A 23,318-nucleotide genomic window follows, 5' to 3' on the forward strand; every position below is an offset into this window, starting at 1 on the left:
CCCCAAAAGTGAGGATCCCCCCGTTTTGGTGCCAGTGGACCCCTGTTCGCTGTGGAATCCCGGTGCGAGGATGAGCGCGAACCCGCACCTGCGCGTTCGCATGCCCGCCTCGGCGGGCGAAACGGGGGGCGTGCCCGCGACTCCCGAGGCTCGGTCGCCCGGGCCGGAACACAGCCGGAAGCCACCCGCTTCCGAAACCCGAAGGCTGATGATGAACGCCACGCGATCTCTCCGCAACCGTTCCACCGACCCGGCGACCGGCATCCGGTCACTCAGGCTGCAGGCGAGGCGAGCGAGACAGCGTCTCATCAGCGCCCTGGCGATCACCGGCCTGCTCGCGACCGGCGGTGCCGTGTTCATGGCGGTCGCGCCGGCGACGTCGGCGGCGGCGGCCGACCTGGGCCCGATCTCGACGAGCTTCGAGATCGACGGCGACATGGAGAGCGACGGTGCCGTCGACTGGAACGATCTCTTCGGCAACACGCCGCTCGACCCGTACACGACCGCTTCCGGTGATTCGTCGTCGGGCGTCATCGACGCCGAGCACGCGGCAGACAGCGGTGCGGCCCTCGGCGGCACCTGTGGAGTGGACGACGAGGTTCTGAGTGTCTTCCCGGGCGGCGCCAAGATCAACGACGATCCGTGGGACGACCTCATCGACGGGGCGGCGAACGCGAAGGGCGACGCATGTTCGGGCGGATCCGCGTACGAGGTCGTGAACGTCGACGGCGACGACCACATCATCTTCTACCACTACTGGACCCGATACTCGGGCAACGGCGACATGACCTCGTACTCGGTCTTCGAAGGTCCCGATGGCTCCACCCGCGACGACGACTACCTCATCGAGTTCAACTACGACCCCTCCGGCAACCCGAACACCGTCGTGCGGGTGCTCTCGTGGGTCGGCAACAGTTGGGAGCCGATCGGCAACCCGATCGTCTTCCAGGCCGCCGTCGGTCCGAACACCGAGACCGGCTCGGTCGCGGGCGAGAACGACACCTTCGGTGAGATGGCGATCGACCTGACCGCGTCCGGACTCCTGCCGTCCGACGGCACATGCGAGACCTTCCTCGTGTCGGGCTTCATCACGCGTACCGGCAACAGCGACACCGCGACCCTGCAGGACCGTCTCATCGCCAACGACCCGATCACTCTCTCGAACTGCGGAAACCTCGTCGTGAAGAAGCTCGGCACCGACGGCGCACCCGACGCGACGTTCGACTACTCGGTGACGCGGACGGGTGGCGGCCCGGTTCACGACGGCACCCTGGTCGGCCCGACCGACACCGTCGCCGGGCCGAACGGGCTCGGCGCCGACATCGGCATCGCAGACGTTCACGAGTGGAAGAACGTGTTCGCCGGCGACGACTACCAGATCGCCGAGTCGGCGCCGCCGGCACCGTGGGCGCTGAAGGGTTACTCCTGCACCGTCGACAACCCGACCTCGGGTGAAACCGAGACGACGACCGACGGGACGTTCAACCTCTACGTCGGCGCGACCACCACCTGCACGATCACGAACGAGAGCTCGGGTGTGAAGATCACGAAGGTCGCCCAGGGCGACCCCGCGACGTTCGACTTCACCGTCAGCGGGCAGCAGGGCGACGTGCAGGTTCCCGGCGGGCAGAGCTCGCAGGTGTTCTGGTACACCCCTGGCACGGTCGTCGACATCACGGAGATCGCCGAGCCGGGCACGCCCGAGTGGAACCTGACGGGCGTCTCGTGCGCCCCGCCCGGCAATGCGCAGACGGATGTCGCGACCGCGACCGCCTCGGTGCTCACCGTCGCCGGGATGGTCGTCGACTGCACCTTCACGAACCGGCAGGACGGCCAGATCAAGATCATCAAGAACGTCGCCGGCGCCAACGGCACCTTCGCGTTCACGACGACCGGCGCCGACCTCTCGAACTTCGACCTGACCACGGTCGGCGGCACCGCGACGAAGCTCTTCGACAGCGTCACTCCCGGCGCCTACACCGTGACCGAGTCGACCCCGGCCCCGTTCTACGACCTCACGGGCCTCTCATGCGTCGAGGACGTCACGGGTGATTCGGTCACCTCACTCGTCGACGGCAAGGTGACGATCACCGTGCAGCCGGGTGAGCTCGTCACCTGCACCTACACGAACACGCAGCGCGGCAACATCATCGTCACGAAGCAGACGAACCCCGACGGCTCCGCGCAGGAGTTCGACTTCACCCTCACGGGGCAGAGCGGCTTCGTGCTCAAGGACGGCCAGTCGAAGGCGTTCGACAACGTCAAGCCGGGCGCGTACACCCTCGCCGAACTCGCCGAGGACGGCTGGGATGTCACGAGCATGACCTGCTCGGGCGAGACGCCCACGACCGACTCGCCGATCGGCATCACGCTCTCGCCGGGTGAGACCGTCGAGTGCACCGTGCTCAACACGGCCACGAAGGGCGAGGTGACCGTCGAGAAGAAGGTCGACGGAGTACCCGACGGCTTCGACTGGTCGTTCCCGATCTCGATCAGCCCGGTGCCCGCAGGGCAGCAGGGCACGATCGACGCGACCGACGACGACCCGATCGTCGAGTGGACGAACCTCGACGTCGGCACCCAGTACACCCTGACCGAGGGCGGCCTCGAGGGCTGGGATGAGGGTGCCATCACCTGCACCGGCATCGCAGACGAATCGGATGACCCGGGCTTCCAGTTCACCGTCACCCCGGGCCTCTCGCTCGAGTGCGAGGTGACGAACGAGGCCGAGCCCGGCGAGGTGACGGTCGAGAAGACGGTCAGCGGCGTCGCGGACGACACGGCCTGGGAGTTCGATCTGACGATCGACCCGGCCGACGGAGTGCTGCCGAGTGCGACGCAGACCGTCTCGGGCGTCGGCAACACCACCGATACCGTCACCTGGACGAACCTCGTCGTCGGTGAGGAATACACCGTCACCGAGACCTTGCCCGCCGGTTGGACCGGCGGCGTCGTGGAGTGCGGTCCCGACTCGAATGACCAGCAGCCCGGCGATCAGTTCGTCGTGACGCCCGGGTTCTCGCTCGAGTGCTCGGTCGAGAACGAGGCCGAGCCCGCGAGCGCGAAGGTCACCAAGACCTCGGTCGGCGCGGCGGGCAGCTTCACCTTCGTGCTCACCCCGCTCGACCCGGCCGGCGATCCGGTCGAGCAGATCATCACGACGCCCGCCGGCGGCGGCGTCGGTGACACGACGTTCACCGACCTCGTTCCGGGCACCACCTACTCGCTGGCCGAAGCGGATCCGGGTGCGGGTTGGGTCACGGGCGACCTCGTCTGCGAGGTCACCCACGCCGGTGACGACACCGCGGAGGCCGTCGACGAGTCGGGCTTCACCGTGCTGCCCGGCGACGTGTTCGAATGCGACATCACCAACACGGCCAAGGGAACGATCATCATCGTCAAGAACATCGACGGTGCCGACGGGACCTTCCAGTTCACGGGGAACTGGCCGTGGGCGGGCAATCCTTCGATCGGCTCGTTCGGCATCGAAACCGAGAACGGCACCGGCACGAACACGTACGGAAACGTCGTGGCCGGGAGCTACAGCGTCACGGAGTTGCTGACCAGCGCCCACGTGGGTGAGCTGATCGGCTGCGTCGAGACCAGGACGGGCGGAGCCGACGACGGATCATCGGTCGACGCGCAGAACCCGCTCAAAGGGCTGATCGACCTCGACCCAGGTGAGACGATCACGTGCACCTACTCGAACACCGAGCTCGGCAAGATCATCGTCGACAAGAACGTGACCTTCGACAGCGACCAGTCGTTCGACTTCGAATACGGCGACGGGGGCACCACGACGCCGTTCGCGCTCACCGGAGACGCGACCCCGTGGGAGTCGGGCCTCATCGAACCGGGCAGCTACACGGTCGAGGAGCTCGGCGAGGCGAACTGGACGCTGCAGAGCCTCCAGTGCAGCGGCTCCGAGGGGGTCACGGTCGTGGGCCCGCTCGCGACGATCGAGCTCGCGGCGGGCGAAGTGGTCACGTGCACCTACGTCAACACGCCCGATACCGGCGACGTCACGATCCGGAAGATCGTCGAGGGAGTGCCGCAGGGCTACCCCTTCGACTTCGAGATCGCGATCTCTCCCGCAGTCGGCGCACAGCCGGCAACGCAGCACGTCACCGAAGACGACTCGAGCGTGAGCTGGACCGACCTCGTGGTCGGCGAGACCTACACCCTCACCGAGGGCGACGAGGGTGGCTGGAACGAGGGCGACTTCGTCTGCAACGGCGGAAGCCTCGAGGACGCGGACGACGCGCTCGCCGGCTTCCAGTTCGAGGTGACGCCCGGCCTGTCGATCAGCTGCACGATCACGAACGAGGCGGTGCCCGGCGAGGTCACCGTGACCAAGCACGTGACCGGGGTTCCCGACGGGTTCGCCTGGTCGTTCCCGCTCACGATCTCGCCGGCCGACGGCGTCGAGCCGGTCACCGACCCGCTGGGCCAGCAGACCGTCTCGGGCGTCGGCAACGTGACCGACAGCGTCACGTGGACGAACCTCGAGATCGGCACGGTCTACACCGTGACCGAGGGCGCGCTCCCGCCGGGCTGGTCGGGCGGCACGGTGACGTGCACCGATTCCGACCCGCAGACCGTCGGCAACCAGTTCGTCGCGACGCCGGGCGCCACGCTCAGCTGCGACGTGACCAACGACGTGGTGCCGCCCACCGGCGTCATCACGAAGGAGCTCACCTCGATCACGCAGGCGACCGACGGCACCTGGGACCTCGTCTACGAGGTGAAGGTGACGAACCAGAGCCCGGTCGCCCCGCTCGTCTACGACCTCGACGACCAGCCGTACTTCGGGGTCGGCATCGTGATCAACGAGGCCTCGGCCGAGGGGCCGAGCGACGAAGCGGCCGACTGGGATCCGAACGCCTCGAACTACGTGCTCGCCGATGACGCGTCGGTGCCGGCATCCGACACCGATACCTACGTGATCACGATCAACGCGACCGCGGGCGCCGAAGTCTACGAGACCTCGCAGGATCAGTGCCAGGAGGGCGAGACCACGCTGGGCGGCTTCCGCAACACGGCCTTCCTGATCGTCGGCGACGGCGAACCGCAGCCGGCGACCGACTGCGACGAGCCGGGCCGCACGACCGTGACGAAGGAACTCATCGGCATCCCGGTGCGCGGCGATGACGGCGACTGGACGGTCACGTACGAGGTCGTCGTCACCAACGAGAGCGACACGCAGGATCAGTACTACGACCTCGAAGACGACCTCGGGTTCCCCGCTGGCGTGGAGATCGTCTCGGCCGAGGCGACGAACGACGCGGGCTTCGACACCTCGGGTTGGAACGGCGACACGGAGACGACGCTCGCCGACGACGCCGCGATCCTGAAGTCGGCGGTCCACACGTACACGATCGTGGTGGTGGCCGATGTCGACGAGATCACCGAGATCGACCACGTCACGTGCGAGGCGACCACCAGCGGCCGAGGCTTCTTCAACGCGGCCGTGCTCGACAACGGCACGATCGTGACCGAGGTCGAGGATTGCGACACGATCCCGGTCGGCCGGCTCACGCTCGAGAAGCACGTCGATCTCTCGGCGTTCGAGGGCATCACGCCCGAGGATCTCGGGCTCGACCCCGAGACCTTCGAGCACCTCGCACCGATGGACTGGCTGCTCACCGCCGACGGCGCCGTCGAGAGTGTGGCCGTACTCGGGCACCTCGGCTCCGTGTTCACCGTTCCCACGGGCGACTACGGTCTCTCCGAGGCGCCGACCGAGGAGGCATCCACGCACCCGTTGCTCGACTACTTCGAGTCCCAGGGCTGGATCTGCGACAACGAGGGCGAGGGGGATGACACGGCGCTCGTCAAGATCGGCGAGCTCACGAGCTGCGACCTCACCAACCGGGGCGAGCTGGTCGACGTCGGCATCGAGAAGGACTACGACCTCAGCGGGCTGCCCGACGACGCGATCGAGGGCGGCGACGAGTTCAGCTACGTGCTGACGGTCACGAACCACTCGAGCATCGACGTCGAGGAGCTCGACGTGACCGACCTGGTCGACCCCGAGCTCGAGGTCACCGGCGCGGCGACCTTCGAGGGCGCGGGCACCTGGACCGAGCAGCCGACGGTCGGCGACAACGACTTCGCCGCCCATGGCGTCGGTCCGTTCGAGCCGGGGGATGTGACCACCATCACGATCCCGGTGCGGCTGCCCGAGCCCGAGCCCGTCGAGACCGACATCGTCGGCCCCGACGACCCGGTGCCCCCGACCCCCGAGATCGAACTCGGTGACGTGCCGAACGAGGCCTGCGTCGCGATCACCTCTGGTGAGGGCGTGCTCGGCGACCTCATCGAGGCGAACAACTGCGACGAGGTCGAGGTTCCCCGCAAGGCGATCGACCCGGCCGCGTACGTGCGCTGCATCGCGGATGTCCCGTGGCTGTACTTCGACGTCGCGGCCAGCGAGAACGTCGAGCCCGGTGACATCACCGTCACCTGGACGAGCGCCGACGGCACGCTGACCAAGGTGCAGACCATCCCGTGGGAGGATCGCGAAGGCCGGCTGCTCTGGCCGGGCGCCGCGGTCGACGAGAACGGCGTGCCGTTCGAGTTCCCCGGCTGGCGTCCGATCACCGAGGAGGACTTGACGAACCCGCCCACGCCGGGCACCAGGTTCGGCACCCTGATCCTCGACGAGACGGTGCCGACCTACCCGTGGCGCGACATGGAGAACCCGGCGACGATCACGTTCTCGGTGAACCCGTCGCAGTCGGTGCTCGCGGTCTACCCGCAGGCGCTGCCCGCCTGCGAACTCGACCGTGAGCCCGCCGTCGACATCGTGAAGACGGCGAGCGTCGAGGAGGCGAAGCCGGGCACGAACTTCGACTACACGCTCGAGGTCACGGCGACCGGCATCGGATCAGCCGACATGGTCGAGGTCTTCGACGAGATCCCGTCGCACCTCCGGGTCGACGACATCACGACGGCAGCTTCGCCCGCGTTCCCCCGCTGGGAGGCGTGCGAGGTGACCGGTGAGGACGCCGACGGGTACGGCGGACTGCTGCACTGCGAGCTGCTCGGAGTGCTCGGACCGGATTACCCCGAAGCTCCGCCCATCGTGCTCGACGTGCACGTCGACCCCGGCACGACGGCGACGAGCGTCGAGAACACGGGCGAGGTGTGCTGGCAGAACGCCGCCGACACCTCAGAGGATCCCGAGGTCGTCTGCGACGACTCGACGGTGACCGTGCGGATTCCGCAGCCCGTGGCCGTCACCGGCTTCGACGGTGGGCCGTTCATCTGGGGGGCCGTCGGTCTCGTGCTCCTCGGCGGACTGCTGGTCGCGGCCGGCATCGTGATCCGTCGTCGCCGACAGGGCGAGCACGCCGTGTGAGTCGGTGAGCGCGCACTGACGTCATTCCCGTACGGGGGTCGGACCTCGAGGTCCGGCCCCCGTTCGTCATGTCATGTCGTGTCCCCCGAATAGGGGAAGTCGCATGAGCGTCGGGTACCCCGCTTTCGGGTGACATTTCTGAGAAACACCCGGTCAACCGCGTATCGCGTGGCGCTTTGCCCCCCGTTTTGGTGCCACCGTGACCCTGTCGTGTACCCCGAAACCTCTGGTTGACTCGGCGCAACTGCGCGATCTGTGCACCCGTGTGCTCCACCCGATCACGAAGGCTCGGCCACCATGGACAGCTTGTTCGACCCGTTCCGCTCCGACAGCAAGCCCGATGGGCGTCGTGATCGACGTCGCCGCGAAGCGCGCCGAAGCCGCTCGCTCCGCGCGACGATCGCCGCGATCACCGCCGGCGCGATGCTCGCGATCGGGCTGCCCACGATGGCCTTCGCGGCCGCGGGCGACGGCGTGGATGCTCCATCCGCCGCGTCGGCGGAGAGCACGACCGGAGACGAGGCGGCGAAGACCGCCTCCGGCGAACCGGCCTCGAGCGAGGCGCCGACGCCGAGCGACGAGCCGGCCCCGAGCGACCAGCCGCCCGCCGAGACGCCGGTCACGAGCGAGCCCCCGGTCGCGAGCGAAGCACCGGCCGTCGAGGCGCCGACCGAAGGACCGTCGAGCGAGGAGCCGCCCGCAGAGACAGGCACCGACCCGCCGGCGACGCAGAAGGCCCCGGCGGCGATCACGCCGATGGCGGCGTTCCCGGCCGACACTGCGGACTGTACGAACAACTGTTCCGAACTCACGATGCGCATCAACGTCGTCGGCGGCTCGGCGACCACTTCCGACTGGACGCTGCACGCGATCCGTTCGTCGAACAACGACAACTACAACTTCGCGGACAACCAGGAACGCGACGTCCCGCGCAATTCGACCTACACCCTGTACGCCGACGGAGCGATTCCGGGCTACGCGACGTCGTTCGACTGCGACGTGAATGACTCCAGCGGAGGCGACCCCTCGTGGAACGAGGCGAACCGAACCGTCACCTTCAACAACGACAGCGGCGAGAGCGCCGACTGCACCTTCACGCAGACCCTCGTCGAGCCCGCCACGATCACCGTCCAGGTGGGCGGCGACCGCACCGGCATCGCGAGCGTCTCGGGTCTCGCCGGGGTGCAGCTCGAGCTGCGCGCCGACGACGGCGGCACCCCCGGCGCCCTCATCGGCCAGCCGTGGTCGATCTGCGTCTCGAACGCGAGCGGCGTCTGCACCTTCACGATCCCGACGCCCGACGGCAGCCGCTACTGGGTCGCGCAGCGTGCGGCCCCGAACGACGTGCCGGCCGGATGGTTCTCGAACGACACGCTCGCGATCGGCACCAGCCCCGCCTCGCAGGCCTACCGCTTCCGCACTTCCGAGATCGGCAGCGGCGACGACGCCGGCTCGACGACCGACTTCATGATCGCCTCGGGCAACGACAACAACCAGGCTTCGGGCGGCATCTGGCAGAACTCGCGGATCAACCCCGACGCGCCGCAGCAGTGCGGCATCGACGTCGCGCTCATCATCGACCTCTCGGGTTCGGTGGCACCGTACGAGACCCAGCTGAAGAATGCGGCGAAGGGCTTCGTCAGTGCGCTCACCGGCACGCCCTCGCAGATCGGCATCTACACCTTCAACAACGTGGCGCCGGCGACCGCCGGGGGCAATCTGCCGATGACGCCGGTCTCGACTCAGGCGGGGGCCGATGTCGTCAAGGAGCACATCGACGACTTCGACACTCCGGTGGAGGCCACGAACTGGGACCGCGGCATCAGCCAGGTCGCGGCGAGCGGCATCGACTACGACCTCGCGGTGATCCTCACCGACGGCAACCCAACGGTCTACTCGAATGACGAGGGCCCGGGCAACCGCACCCGCTTCCGCGAAGTGGAGAACGGCGTGTTCTCGGCGAACGCGGTGAAGGCGCTCGGCATCCGCATGGTCGCGGTCGGCGTCGGCGCGGGCATCGACGGTGCGCCCGACAACCTCATCTCGATCTCGGGTCCCGACGTCGACTCCGACTACTACCAGACCGAGGACTACGCCGCAGCGGGCGATGCGCTCCGCGAGCTCGCCCTCGGTGACTGCGTGGGATCCGTCTCCGTGGTCAAGCAGGTCGTCGACGAGGGCACGACCGGCGAAGACAAGACCGGGGCCACGCCCACCGCCGGCTGGGAGTTCACCGCCGACTCGAACGACCCCGGCATCACCCCGGCGACGCAGTCGGGCCTCACGCAGGGCGGGACCGGAGCGGTGAACTTCCCGCTCGAGTTCGACAACGCGTCGACCACCGGGTCGGTGACCGTCACCGAGACGCAGCAGACCGGGTACTCGCTCGTGACGACGGGCGGCAAGAACGCCGTCTGCACCGAGGTCGAGTCGGGCGACGCGGTGACGGTCACGAACGACGGCGCCGCGGGCTTCACGATCGACGTCGATCCGACGGTCGCCGTCACCTGTACGGTCTGGAACCGTCCGCCCGAGCCCAAGGCCGACATCCGCGTCGACAAGACCTGGATCGTGAACGGACAGACGTTCACCAACGGCAACCAGCCCGCGGGACTCACCGCCCAGCTGAAGCTCGACGGTGAGAACGCGCCCTTCGGTGTCGTGCAGACGGGCTTCACCTCGGGCGAGCAGGTCGAGATCTCCGAGACGACCGGAGTCGGCAACCGCGACCTCTGCACGGTCGAGAGCAGCACGGTCACACTCGCGAACGGCGACCCCGTCGACGCCGAGCTGCCGTATTCGCCCACGCTCGAACCCGGCAGCAACAGCTACACCATCACGAACGTCATCGACTGCACCGCAGAGCTCACGCTCGTCAAGAGCGTGGCGAACGGCGACGCACTGGCGAGCGCGTGGACGCTCGACGCCGTGGCACCGGGCGGCGCACTCGCCGGCCCGAACGGCACGAGCGGAGTGAGCGCGCCCGTGACGCCGACCGTCCGTTACCCGCTCACCGAGAAGGGCGACCCGCGCTACGTGCAGACCATCCTGCCCGGAGGCATCCCGGTGCCGCCGTCGGAAGGCAGCTGGAACTGCGTGCAGACCGATGACGAGGGAAATGTGATCCCCGGCTTCGCCGACGGCATCAACGGCGGTGTGACCGTCCCCCTCGGCTTCCACGTGCGCTGCACCGCGGTGAACCAGACCGCGTCACTCACCCTCATCAAGAACGTCGAGAACGATCTCGACATCGACGCGGACCCGGCCGACTGGACCCTCGTCGCGACGCCGAACGCACCCGCGATCGACGGCCTCGACCCCGAGACGGCGAGCACGGGCGAGACCGTGTACCTCCGCCCCGGGAAGGGCTACACGATCTCCGAGACGGGCGGCCCCGACGGCTGGGAGCTGTCGTCGATCATGTGCCGCACGACACCGAACGGCCAGTTCGTCGAGACCGACCAGATCACGCTCCCCGCGCTCGGCCACGGCACCTGCGTCGTGTACAACGACCCGATCGCCCCGACCCTGAAGCTCACCAAGATCGTGACCGACGACGTCGCGCCGGCCTCCGAGTGGACGCTCAGCGCCACCCGTGACGACGACGACACCGTGGTCGCGAGCGGCGACGGCACCACCGGCGCCGTCGACGTGCCCGCGGGCGTGGCGTTCACCCTCGCCGAGACGACCGAGCTGCCGAACGCCGAACAGTTCGCGGCGGGCGCCTGGCTCTGCTCGCTCAACGGCGGCGCCGGTGCGCCCGGACCGAACGTCGCGGCGCTCGGCGCGGGCGACGAGGTCGAGTGCACCGTCACCAACACCCTGAAGCCGTTCACCCCGTCGATCACGAAGACGGCGGCGGTGCCGACCCCGAACGCGGACGGCTCGTGGATGATCGTCTACGACATCGTGGTGACGAACCCGAGCGCCTTCCAGCCGCTCGACTACATCCTCTCCGACCAGCTCGAGTTCGGCTCAGAGGTGACGGTGAACAGCGCGAGCTACCAGCGCGTGCTGCCCCTGCCCGTCGGTTCGGTCGAGAACTGGACCGTCGGCTTCGACGCCGTGCAGCCGTTCGATGACGAGCCGCAGCTGGCGGCCGGCACGTCGCACACGTGGCGCGTCACGGTCGACGCGACCGTCGACGCGGGAGCCGACTTCGACGGCTCGACGATCGTGGAGTGCACCGCACCCGACCCCGAGCCCGGCACCGTCGGCTTCCTCAACACGGCGACGATGTTCGTCGGACAGGCCTCCTTCGAGGCATCCGACTGCGAACTGCCGGTGAAGCCGTCGATCGCGAAGCTCGGCGGCACGGCCGTCGACAACGGCGACGGCACCTGGACGCTGCCGTACACGATCACCGTGACGAACCCGTCGGCGACGACCGGCATCGTGTACGACCTCGTCGACGAACTCGAACTGCCGGCCTCGGCCGAGCAGATCGGCGACGCGACCGTGACCTCGGCTCCGGCCGGCGTCACGCCCGAGGCGAGCTGGACCGGCCACTCGCCCGATACGCTGCTCGCCGACGACGTCGCCCTGGCCGGCGTCGACCAGCACGTCTACGTGATCTCGGTGACGGTGAAGCTCGGCGCCGACGACGGTGCCTACCGTTGCCCGTCCGACGGCGGCCTGAACAACACCGCCTACGTCGTCTCCGGCAACCAGGAGAGTGCCGCCACGGGCTGTGTCACGATCGAACCGCCGGTCATCGTGCACCAGAAGTCCGTCGTGCCGGGCTCGGTCAGCCAGAACTCCGACGGACTCTGGACGATCCAGTACCGCATCGACGTCGACAACCCCGGAGCCGTCGGCGGCATGTACTCGCTCGACGATGAGCTGCACTTCGGTGCGGGCGTCGACCGCAGCGGTGCGAGCTACACGGTCACCCGTGACGGCGCGCCGGCGGCAGCCGGATGGGCCGGTGCCGGAGTGCTCGTCTCCGACGCGTACCTCGCCGGCGGAGCCTCCGACGTCTGGATGATCACCGTCAGCGGCATCGCCCTCGACGGGCCGACGCTCACACCCGCACAGACCGCGTGCCCGCAAGACGCGAGCGACGGCGCCTTCAACAACGCGGCCGTGCTCACGGTCGGTGGGAACACCGAGACGGCCACCGCCTGCGACAGCCCCAGCGTGCCCGAGATCGTGAAGAGCGCCGCCACCGCGTCGCAGCAGCCGGATGCCACGTGGGACGTCAGCTACCTGCTGACGGTCACGAACACGACCCCCGGAGCGAAGGCGGGCCACTACACGCTCGACGACGTTCCGGGCTTCCCGGCCCCGGTGGCCCTGAACTCGTACACGGTCGAGGAGGTCTCGCCGGTGGCGGGGCCGATCGCGACCGACGTCTCGCCGGTCCCGGCGAGCATCCCGGTCGTCGCCGACGAGCCCATCGCCGTCGGCGCGACGCACGTGTACCGCATCACCCTCAACGCGACGGTTCCCTCGGGTCTGCCCGAGAATCAGCGACTCTGCGTCGACGGGCAGTCGGGCGTCGGCTTCTTCAACGAAGCCGAGCTCACGAGCGGCGAGATCGTCGACACCTCGGATGACTGCACTCCCGTCGAGGAAGGCGGACGACCCTCCATCGTGAAGGACGACCCGACCGTCGAGCAGGGTGGCGACGGCGTCTGGACGATCGAGTACGAGGTGACGGTCACCGGCAACGCAGACTTCGTCTCGACCTACACCCTGGAGGACACGCTGCACTTCGGTCCCTCGGTCGACATCCTCACGGCCGAGTGGTCGGGCGAGGGCGTCGACGGCGACTGGTCCGACCCCGAGGCGAACCCGACCGAGACGATCGTCGGCACCCCGACGGTGATCGGGATCGACGAGGTGCACAGCTACACCGTCACGGTCACCGCGACGGTCGATGCGGCGGCGTTCGCGGATCCGACGACGAACACCTGCGACCCGAGCGGGGAGGAGCCCGACGTCGGCTTCCTCAACACGGCGACGCTCTCGAGCGACGGAGTCGAGCAGTCCGATGACGGCTGCGGCCTGCCGGCCCGGCCCGAGATCACGAAGTCCGCCGTCGGCACCGAGGCCGTGAAGGTCGACGACAACTGGGAGGTCGGCTACACGATCACGGTGACGAACCAGAGCCCGACGCAGGAGCTGATCTACGATCTCGCCGACACCCCCGACTTCGCTGGCGGCGTCACGATCACCGACCGAGAGGTCACCAGTGCGGAGGTCACGGTGAACCCCGACTGGAACGGTGCGAGCCCGTCGACCGACGAGATCGTCGCCGACCAGCCGCTCGCCGGCGACGCGACGCACACCTTCGAGATCGTCGTCTCGTTCACGGTCGCGCCCGACGCCGAGGCGCCGGCGCTCCTCTGCGACGGTGATGGCGGCGCAGGTCTCCTCAACGAGGCGACCGTCACCTCCGGCGGCACCTGGTCCGACGACGACTGCGTCGACGTTCCGGTCGTCGTCATCGTCGACAAGGCGTGGGTGATCGACGGCGGCGACCCGATCGCCTGGGACAGCGACGAACTGCCCGACGGCTTCACCGCGCAGGGCGTGCTCGACGGCGCCGAGGTCGAGTGGGGCGCCGAGAGCGGGCCCTACGCGATCGGCGACGAGGTCGCGGTGGGCGAAAGCGACGTCGTCGTTCCCGAGGGCTGCCGGATCGTCGATGCCGATTCGAACGGCACCGGCGACCACACCCTCGCCGCTGCGGTGAACACCTTCCTCGTGACGAACGAGGTCGAGTGCGAGCAGACGGTCACCCTCGAGAAGCTCGTGACGAACGCGCACGGCGGCGACGCCGTGGCATCCGACTGGACGCTCTCGGGCACGAACCTCGGTGACGACACCGACACGTTCCAGGGCGACGGTGTCGCGAGCGGCCCGGTCGAGCTCGAGGTCGGTTACCTGCTCAACGAGGTGTCGACGATCTGGGAGAACGGCGTCGAGTACGAGGTCGCCGTGACCTGGAGCTGCGAGTCCGAGCAGGGCGCCGACGCGTTCACGCTCGTCGCGGTCGACGGCTCGACCAACGCCACCCTGACCGTGCACGAACTCGGCGCCACCGTCGAGTGCGAGATCGAGAACACCGACATCGCACCGACCCTGACTCTCGTGAAGGAGGTCGCCCCCGACTCCGTCGAGGCGGACTTCCCGCCGAGCCTCTGGACGGTCTCGGCGACCGAAGAGGGCGAAGAGGCGATCGTCACCGGCGCAGGCACCGCGACCGGCGCGGTCGAGTCGAACACCGACTACGTGCTCGCCGAGTTGGCGAGCGACTTCGAGGGCGCCGACGAGTTCGAAGCCGGCGACTGGAGCTGCGACGTGCCCGGAGTGCTCACCGGCGCCACCGCGAACCTCGAGCCGGGTGACGACGTGACCTGCACGATCGTCAACACGGCGGAGCCCGCCGAGTACGGGTTCGAGAAGGAGGTCGCCGGGGTCGTGCAGGAGGACGACGGCACCTGGACGATCGACTACACCCTCACCGTGACGAACGAGAGCGTCGTCTCGCCTGTCACCTACGACCTGGTCGACACCCTCGCCGGCTTCGGCGCGGGCATCGAGATCGACGAGGCATCGTGGGAGGGCCCCGGTTCGGCCTCGGGCGAGTGGGAGGATCCGGCGACCGAACCGGTCGAGGAGCTCGCGAACGACGTCGTGCTGACCGCCGGTGACAGCCACGAGTACTTCGTGACGGTGCAGGCCGCGGTGACCGGTGACGCGGTCTGGGACGACGCAACCACCGACAGCGAAGACGAGGGCGACGGCTCGACGGGTTGCGTGCCTGGCGAGCAGGGTGGATTCGCGAACTCCGCGACGCTCACCGTCGCCGGGCTCCCGACCGACGCCGAAGCATGCGAGGAGCCCGGGCGCACGACCGCGGCGAAGGTCGCACAGCCCGCGACCGACCTCGGCGGCGGCGACTTCGAGGTCGTCTATGAGATCACCGTCGACACCGTCGGCGACCACGATCTGGTCTACGACCTCAGCGACACGCTCGCATTCCCCGACGGAGTGACGATCGAGTCGGCCGAGGCCACGGATCCCGATGGCGACCCGGTCGCCGGCTGGAACGGTTCGGATGCCACGACGCTCGCCACGGCGCATCCGATCGCTGCGGGCGACACCCACGTCTGGACGATCACCGTCCTCGCGAACGTCGCCTCGATCGAGACGATCGATCTCGCGACGTGCGAGGCGACCGAGACCGGAGGCGGGTTCCTCAACACCGCCGAGATGGTGAACGGCACGGTCACGACCCCGCTCGAGGGCTGCACCGACATCCCCGTCGTCGATGTCGGCATCGTGAAGTCCGCCGTCCTTCCCGACGGAATCGAGGCGGTCGAAGCCGGCACCGACGACAACACCTTCGACTGGGTGCTCACGGTGACGAACAACGGTCCGACCCCGGTCGACGGCGTCGTCGTCACCGACACGCTGCCCGATTCGCTCGAGTTCGAACCGGCCGACATCACGCTCGACCCGATCGGCTCGTGGACGTTCATCCAGAACGGCAACGAGCTGACCTGGACGACCGACGCGGCGTTCGGACCGGGACCGATCGTGGAGATCACGATCCCCGTGACGCTGAAGGATCCCGTGGTCGGCCCCCAGCTGCCCGAGAACCCCGCAGAGGTGCCGCCGCTCGTGCCCGCCGAGGACATCGAGAACACCGCGTGCGTCGATGTCTCGGAGTTCGACGTCGATCCCACGAACGACTGCGACACGGCGGACGTTCCGACGAAGGCCATGCAGGCGAACGCCTACGTGCAGTGCGTGAACGACGTGCCGTATCTGTACCACAACGTGCAGACGACCGGCTCGGTCGCACCGGGACCGATCACGGTCACGTGGACGCCGGATGCCTCGGTCTACCCCGACGCGGAGCCGATCGTCATGGAGATCCCGTGGGACGAGCGCGACGGGCGCACTCTCTGGCCCTACGGCGTCCTGAACGACGACGGTATCTCGATCGGATGGCCCGGTTGGCGACTCATCCAGGAGGGCGACGTCGTCGGCGAGAACGGCATCGTCGACATCTGGGAGAACATGGTGAAGGACTCGAAGCTCGAGAGCTACGCGTTCGCCGACCAGGTGAACCCGATGACGATCACCTTCTCGGTCAACCCGAGCGAGTCCGTGCTCGCGGTGTATCCGCAGGCGACCCCGGCGTGCGAGGTCGTCCGCGATCCGGCCGTCGACATCGTGAAGACGGCGAGCGTCGAGCAGGCGAAGCCGGGCGATGCCTTCGAGTACACGCTGTCGGTTTCGAACTCGGGCCTCGGCGCGATCGCGAACATGGAGCTCTTCGACGAGATCCCGGCCGACCTCAAGGTCACCGGCATCACGACGGATGAGGCGCCCGCGTTCCCGCGCTGGGACGACTGCGAGGTCACCGGTGCCGACTCCGACGGCTACGGCGGGCTGCTCCACTGCGTGCTCAACGGGATGATCGGGGGCACCGTGCCCGACGCGCCCGACGTGGTGCTCTCGGTCGTGCTCGACCCGGCGTCGAAGGTCGACCGCGTCGAGAACACCGGCGAGGTCTGCTGGAACGACCCCGACGATGCGCCCGTCGAGCCCCAGGCCGAGCCGGGAGCGGTGGCGCCTGCTTCGGCCATCGATCCCGAGCTGCCCGTCCTGTGCGATGACTCGACGGTCACGGTCGAGGTCGTGAAGCCGCCGGCTCCGGGCATCGCCTCGACCGGCTTCGCAGGTGCGCCCTTCCTCTGGGGCGCTGCCGGGCTCCTGTTGATCGGTGCGCTGCTGGTGTCGGTGACGATCGTCCGTCGCCGCCGCCCGGGTGAACAGCACGCCGAGTAGGAGCTGCGAAAGCGAGGGCCGGTGCGTCGAACGCACCGGCCTCTCGTGTGTTCGTGTGCTCGTGCGCGCTTGCACGCACGCACGCAGCACGCGCACCGCAACCTCGCTCAGGGGGTGCATTTCCGCAATCTCGCGGCGACATCCGGCCCCCGGCTTGCGGAAATACACCCCCGCACGGGTGAACCTCGTTCGTGCGCCGGGTGAGCCTACGGCTTGCCGCGCATGATCGCCTGCTTGACCTCGGCGATCGCCTTCGTGACCTCGATGCCGCGGGGGCACGCCTCGGTGCAGTTGAAGGTCGTGCGGCAGCGCCACACGCCCTCTTTGTCGTTGAGGATGTCGAGGCGGGTCTGCGCGTTGTCATCGCGCGAGTCGAAGATGAAGCGGTGCGCGTTCACGATCGCGGCCGGGCCGAAGTACTGGCCGTCAGTCCAGAACACGGGGCACGACGAGGTGCACGCGGCGCAGAGGATGCACTTCGTGGTGTCGTCGAAGATCGCGCGGTTCGCGACCGACTGGACGCGCTCCTTGCCGGGCTCGGGCGTGGAGTTCGCGACGAGGAACGGCTGCACCTCGCGGTAGCTCGCGAAGAACGGCTCCATGTCGACGATGAGGTCCTTCTCGAGGGGAAGGCCCTTGATCGCTTCGACGTAGATCGGCTTCGAGATGTCGAGATCTTTGATCAGGGTCTTGCACGCGAGTCGGTTGCGGCCGTTGATGCGCATCGCGTCCGAGCCGCAGATGCCGTGCGCGCACGAGCGGCGGAAGGTCAGCGATCCGTCTTGTTCCCACTTGATCTTGTGCAGCGCGTCGAGCACGCGGTCGGTCGCGTACATCTCGACGTCGAAGTCCTGCCAGCGCGGCTCGGTGTCGACGTCGGGGTCGAAGCGACGGATCAGGAAGGTGACGGTGAACGACTGGATCGGCGCCTCGGCGGCGGGCGGCTGTTCGAGCGTCGCGGTGCTCACGATCAGTACTTCCTTTCCATCGGCTGGTAGCGCGTGACGGTGACCGGCTTCCAGTCGAGCCGGATGTGGTCGGCCGCGTCGGCCGAGTGCGCGTCGCCCGACAGGTACGCCATGGTGTGCTGCATGTAGTTCTCGTCGTCGCGGTTCGGGAAGTCGTCGCGCATGTGGCCGCCGCGGCTCTCCTTGCGGTTGCGGGCCGAGAAGACAACGACCTCCGCGAGATCGAGCAGGAACCCGAGCTCGACGGCCTCGAGCAGGTCGGTGTTGAACCGCTTGCCCTTGTCTTGCACGGCGATGTTCTTGTACCGCTCGCGGAGGCCCGCGATGACATTCGTGACGTGGGCGAGCGACTCGTCGGTGCGGAACACCTGCGCGCCCTTGTCCATCTCGTCCTGCAGCTCCTTGCGGATCGCGGCGATTCGCTCGGTGCCGTTCGAGTCGCGCAGCTGCGCGAGCAGTTCGCGGATGCCGCGTGCCGGGTCTTCGGGCAGCGGGGTGAAGTCGACACCGGAGTTGACGTACTCGACCGCGTTGCGGCCGGCTCGCTTGCCGAAGACGTTGATGTCGAGCAGCGAGTTGGTGCCGAGACGGTTCGAGCCGTGCACCGAGACGCACGCGCACTCGCCCGCGGCGTAGAGGCCCGGCACGACGGTGGTGTTGTCGCGCAGCACCTCGGCGGCGACGTTCGTCGGGATGCCGCCCATCGCGTAGTGCGCGGTCGGCATCACGGGCACCGGCTCGTAGACCGGGTCGACACCGAGGTAGGTGCGCGCGAACTCGGTGATGTCGGGGAGCTTGGTCTCGAGCACCTCGGCGCCGAGGTGGGTGCAGTCGAGGAGCACGTAGTCCTTGTGGGGGCCGGCGCCACGGCCCTCGGCCACCTCCTGCACCATGCAGCGGGCGACGATGTCGCGGGGCGCCAGGTCTTTGATGGTCGGGGCGTAGCGCTCCATGAAGCGCTCGCCCGAGGCGTTGCGGAGGATCGCGCCCTCACCGCGGGCGCCCTCGGTGAGCAGGATGCCGAGGCCCGCGAGCCCGGTCGGGTGGAACTGGAAGAACTCCATGTCCTCGAGGGGGAGGCCCTTGCGCCAGACGATGCCGACGCCGTCGCCCGTGAGGGTGTGGGCGTTCGAGGTCGTCTTGTAGATCTTGCCGAAGCCGCCGGTCGCGAAGATCACGGCCTTCGCCTGGAAGACGTGCAGCTCACCCGTCGCGAGGTCGTATGCGACGACGCCCGAGGGCTGCTCGACCCCGTCGACCTCGGTCATCACGAGGTCGAGCACGTAGTACTCGTTGAAGAAGTTGATGCCGAGCCTGACGCAGTTCTGGAACAGCGTCTGGAGGATCATGTGCCCGGTGCGGTCGGCGGCGTAGCACGCCCGGCGCACGGGCGCCTTGCCGTGGTCGCGGGTGTGCCCGCCGAAGCGGCGCTGGTCGATCTTGCCCTCGGGCGTGCGGTTGAACGGCAGGCCCATGTTCTCGAGGTCGATGACCGCGTCGATCGCCTCTTTCGCGAGGATCTCGGCCGCGTCCTGGTCGACGAGGTAGTCGCCGCCCTTGACGGTGTCGAAGGTGTGCCACTCCCATGAGTCCTCTTCGACGTTCGCGAGCGCTGCGGCCATGCCGCCCTGCGCCGCTCCCGTGTGCGAGCGGGTGGGGTAGAGCTTCGAGATGACGGCGGTCTTCGCACCGGGCCCGGCCTCGATGGCCGCACGCATGCCGGCGCCGCCGGCGCCCACGATGACGATGTCGAACTGGTGGTAGTGGACGCCGTCGACGATCTTGGTCTCGGCGTCGGAGGTCTGGGTGTTCACGAATCTCCTATGCGGCGCAGAACGAGGGGAGCAGGTCGGCCGGGGCGCCGGCGGGGCACGGCTCGAAGGTGAAGACGACGAGGGTGCCGAGGATGATCAGCACGGCCGCGGCGGCGAACAGGGCGCCCTTGAGCACGTTCTGCACGGTACCGGGGTTCGTGTAGTCGTTCACGAGGGTGCGCATGCCGTTGGCACCGTGGATGAGGGCGAGCCAGAGCATCAGGACGTCCCACCACTGCCAGAACCCGTCGGCCCACTTGCCGCCCACGAAGCCGAAGTCGATGGCCTGGATGCCGTCGCCGACCATGAGGTTCATGAAGAGGTGGCCGAAGATCAGCACGAGCAGCACGACGCCGGAGGCGCGCATGTAGATCCAGCCCCACTTCTCGAGGTTCGCGCCGCCCTTGCGGGCGGGGCGCGCCGGAGTGCGGGGCGCTTCGATGGTTGCAGTCATGTCGCGCCCCCTAGTGGCTGAAGACGTTGATGAGGTGGCGCGGGGTGAACGCGAGCATCGTGACGACCCAGAGGGCGATGACGACCCAGAAGAGCACCTTCTGGTGACGCGTGGCCCAGGCCCAGAAGTCGACGAGGATGATGCGCAGCCCGTTGAACGCGTGGAACACGATCGCGCCGACGAGGGCGACCTCGCCGAGGCCCATGATCGGGGTCTGATAGGCGCCGATCACCGCGTTGTACGCCTCGGGGCTCACCCGCACGAGTGCCGTGTCGAGGATGTGCACGAGAAGGAAGAAGAAAATCGCGACACCCGTGATGCGGTGCAGCACCCATGACCACATACCCTCGTGGCCGCGATAGAGCGTGCCGCCCGGCTTCTGCTTCGCCGGCTTCTCGGGTGTGGTCAGGGTTCCTGCCGAGGTCTCTGGCATGAACAACCCTCCCTGGCTGTGTGAATCTGGCCCGAGCATGCGGGCGCACGGGCGCGACGGCCCGATCCGAGTCTAGACCCGGCCTGCTCGACGTGCAGGTGAGGTGTGCCTAATCGACTCGCCGCGACGGCGAAGACCGGCCGGGCCCGAGGGGCGCCGACTATCCTGATCGGATGACCTCCGCAGCACTCGATGGCTTCTACAGCATCATCCCCGCCGGTGGGGTGGGCTCGCGTCTCTGGCCGCTCTCTCGCGCCGACGCCCCCAAGTTCCTGCACGATCTCACCGGCTCCGGCCAGACCCTCCTCAAAGACACGTGGGATCGTCTCGCCCCGCTCTCGGGCGAGCAGCGCATCATGGTGGTGACCGGTCGTGCGCACCGCTCAGCGGTCGAGCTCCAGCTGCCCGGCCTCGCCGACGAGAACATCGTGCTGGAGTCCGAGCCGCGCGACTCGACGGCGGCGGTCGGCCTCGCCGCGGCCATCCTCGAGCGCCGCGAACCGGGGGTCGTCATCGGCTCCTTCGCGGCCGACCACGTGATCTCCGGCGATGCGCTCTTCCAGAGCGCCGTCACCGAGGCGGTCGCGGCGGCGCGCGCGGGTTACATCGCCACGATCGGCATCACCCCGACCGAGCCCGCCGTCGGATTCGGCTACATCGAGTGCGGCGAGCCCCTCGAACTCCCCGGCGCCGCGCACAGCGAGCTCGTCTCGAGCTTCGTCGAGAAACCCGACCTCGCCACGGCGAAGCGCTACCTCGCGGGCGGCCGTCACCTGTGGAACGCGGGCATGTTCATCGCCCGCGCCGACCAGTTGCTCGCCGAGATCGCCCGCAACAAGCCCGAACTGCACGCCGGCCTTCTCGAGCTCGCCGAGGCGTGGGACGACCCCGCCACCCGGGGCCCTGCGGTCGACCGCGTGTGGCCCCGCCTCGAGAAGATCGCGATCGACTACTCGGTCGCCGAGCCCGCGGCGGCCGCCGGCCGACTCGCCGTGATCCGCGGCCACTTCCAGTGGGACGACGTCGGCGACTTCGCTTCGCTCGCGAAGCTCAACACGGCGGGGCGCTCAGGGGAGCTCGCCATCCTCGGCGAGCACGCCCGCGTGCTCGCCGACGCATCGAGCGGCATCGTGGTGAGCCGCTCGAAGCGGGTCATCAGCCTGATCGGCGTGCACGATATCGTCGTGGTCGACACGCCCGATGCGCTCCTCGTCACCACGAGCGAGCATGCGCAGCGGGTGAAGGCGGTCGTCGACGCCCTGCGGCTCGGCGGTTCGAGCGACGTGCTCTAGGCACGAGAAGGCAGGTTCAGGATGCCCCGGGCAACGCGCAGTCTCTTCGTCGCCGCGGTCGCCGCGGCATCCCTCGCACTCGTCTCGTGCGCCTCCGCCCCCGAGGGCGGCGGCTCCGACGCAGGCGGTGAGGGTTGCGTGCGCATGGTCACGAACTCGGGCGGCCTCGAGGACCGCTCCTTCAACCAGTCGACCTGGGAGGGCCTGCAGCAGGCCGAGGAGGAGTACGGCATCGCGGCCGAGGCGCTCGTCTCGACCGGTGAGACCGACCTCGCCCCGAACGTGGCGCAGGCGGTCGGGTCGGGCTGCGGTCTCGTGGTGACGGTCGGCTGGGAGCTCGCGGAGGCGACGCTCGAGGAGGCCGGGGCGAACCCCGACGTGGCGTTCGCGATCGTCGACGAGAGCGTCGCGGCCGACAACGTGAAGCCCGTCGTGTTCGACACGGCGCAGGCCTCGTTCCTCGCGGGCTATCTCGCGGCGGGGGTCTCGAAGACCGGGGTCGTCGCGACGTTCGGCGGCGGCAACCAGCCGCCGGTCACCCTGTTCATGGACGGCTTCGTCGACGGCGTCGCGAAGTACAACGAGGCCCACGGCACCGAGGTGCGGGCCCTCGGGTGGAGCAAGGAGAAGCAGGACGGTTCGTTCACGGGCGACTTCGAGGACGTCAACAAGGGCAAGGTCATGACCGAGGGTTTCATCGACCAGGGTGCCGACGTGATCCTGCCGGTCGCGGGCCAGGTGGGCGAGGGCGCGGCGGCGGCGGCGGTCGAACGCGGCGTCTCGATCATCTGGGTCGACAGCGACGGCTACGAGACACTCTCGGCGGAGTTCCGGCCCGTGATCCTCACGAGCGTGCTGAAGCGCACGCAGGACGCGATGCTCGAGATCGTGGGCGCCGTCGAGGCCGGCGAGTTCACGAACGAACCGTTCATCGGCACGCTCGAGAACGGCGGGGTCGAGATCGCGCCGTACCACGACCTCGCCTCCCTCGTCACGCCCGAACTCGACGCCGAGCTCGACGGCCTTCGGCAGGCGATCATCTCGGGCGAGCTCGTCATCGGGTCGCCGAGCGCACCGTAGCGCCGGATCGGCCCCGTTCGGGGGATCCCGGGCGCTGCTCATATGAGCAGAAGATTGCGTCTAGATAACCATTGACGCCGATCGTGATCGCAGTCGATGGCGTC

General features: G+C 68.6%; 8 protein-coding genes. 4 read left to right on the top strand and 4 right to left on the bottom strand.

Annotated features, from left to right (window positions below; genetic code table 11):
• Positions 1-211: 211 nt before the first annotated feature.
• Together H516_RS0103095 and H516_RS17985 are read left to right on the top strand one after the other, a co-directional pair.
• Positions 212-7,363, top strand: a complete 7,152-nt coding sequence (locus tag H516_RS0103095; protein ID WP_157432122.1) for a prealbumin-like fold domain-containing protein — start codon at positions 212-214, stop codon at positions 7,361-7,363.
• A 297-nt stretch (positions 7,364-7,660) separates the two neighbouring features.
• Positions 7,661-17,173: a DUF11 domain-containing protein gene (locus H516_RS17985; RefSeq protein WP_022888262.1), complete on the top strand. Its 9,513-nt coding sequence runs from the start codon at positions 7,661-7,663 to the stop codon at positions 17,171-17,173.
• Positions 17,174-17,379: 206 nt separating this feature from the next.
• Here the strand turns inward: H516_RS17985 and H516_RS0103105 are convergent, their stop codons facing one another.
• From H516_RS0103105 to sdhC, 4 genes are read right to left on the bottom strand one after another with little or no spacing between them, the layout of a single operon-like run.
• Positions 17,380-18,141: a succinate dehydrogenase iron-sulfur subunit gene (locus H516_RS0103105; protein ID WP_022888263.1), complete on the bottom strand. Its 762-nt coding sequence runs from the start codon at positions 18,139-18,141 to the stop codon at positions 17,380-17,382.
• Between the two features lie 2 nt (positions 18,142-18,143).
• Positions 18,144-19,955, bottom strand: coding sequence for a succinate dehydrogenase flavoprotein subunit (gene sdhA, locus H516_RS0103110; RefSeq protein WP_022888264.1), 1,812 nt, complete (start codon positions 19,953-19,955; stop codon positions 18,144-18,146).
• 7 nt (positions 19,956-19,962) lie between these two features.
• Complete coding sequence (locus H516_RS0103115; RefSeq protein WP_022888265.1) at positions 19,963-20,409, bottom strand: succinate dehydrogenase hydrophobic membrane anchor subunit; 447 nt, start codon at positions 20,407-20,409, stop codon at positions 19,963-19,965.
• 10 nt (positions 20,410-20,419) lie between these two features.
• Positions 20,420-20,842: a succinate dehydrogenase, cytochrome b556 subunit gene (gene sdhC / locus H516_RS0103120; protein ID WP_022888266.1), complete on the bottom strand. Its 423-nt coding sequence runs from the start codon at positions 20,840-20,842 to the stop codon at positions 20,420-20,422.
• A 173-nt stretch (positions 20,843-21,015) separates the two neighbouring features.
• Between sdhC and H516_RS0103125 the strand changes: the two genes are divergently transcribed.
• Together H516_RS0103125 and H516_RS0103130 are read left to right on the top strand one after the other, a co-directional pair.
• Positions 21,016-22,134 carry a mannose-1-phosphate guanylyltransferase gene (locus H516_RS0103125; RefSeq protein WP_022888267.1) on the top strand — a complete coding sequence of 373 codons (1,119 nt, stop codon included), beginning with the start codon at positions 21,016-21,018 and terminating at the stop codon, positions 22,132-22,134.
• Between the two features lie 21 nt (positions 22,135-22,155).
• Positions 22,156-23,214 (top strand): BMP family lipoprotein, encoded by a 1,059-nt coding sequence (locus tag H516_RS0103130; RefSeq protein ID WP_022888268.1) that lies wholly within the window; start codon positions 22,156-22,158, stop codon positions 23,212-23,214.
• Positions 23,215-23,318 lie beyond the last annotated feature (104 nt).

This window comes from Agromyces italicus DSM 16388, assembly GCF_000421545.1.
GTDB classification, from domain to species: Bacteria; Actinomycetota; Actinomycetes; order Actinomycetales; family Microbacteriaceae; genus Agromyces; species Agromyces italicus.

What these genes read in the sequence shown, in the direction of transcription:
- H516_RS0103095 (WP_157432122.1), top strand. Translation starts at nt 212, where the DNA reads ATGAACGCCACGCGATCTCTCCGCAACCGTTCCACCGACCCGGCGACC.
- H516_RS17985 (WP_022888262.1), top strand. Translation starts at nt 7,661, where the DNA reads ATGGACAGCTTGTTCGACCCGTTCCGCTCCGACAGCAAGCCCGATGGG.
- H516_RS0103115 (WP_022888265.1), bottom strand. Translation starts at nt 20,409, where the DNA reads ATGACTGCAACCATCGAAGCGCCCCGCACTCCGGCGCGCCCCGCCCGC.
- sdhC (WP_022888266.1), bottom strand. Translation starts at nt 20,842, where the DNA reads ATGCCAGAGACCTCGGCAGGAACCCTGACCACACCCGAGAAGCCGGCG.
- H516_RS0103125 (WP_022888267.1), top strand. Translation starts at nt 21,016, where the DNA reads ATGACCTCCGCAGCACTCGATGGCTTCTACAGCATCATCCCCGCCGGT.
- H516_RS0103130 (WP_022888268.1), top strand. Translation starts at nt 22,156, where the DNA reads ATGCCCCGGGCAACGCGCAGTCTCTTCGTCGCCGCGGTCGCCGCGGCA.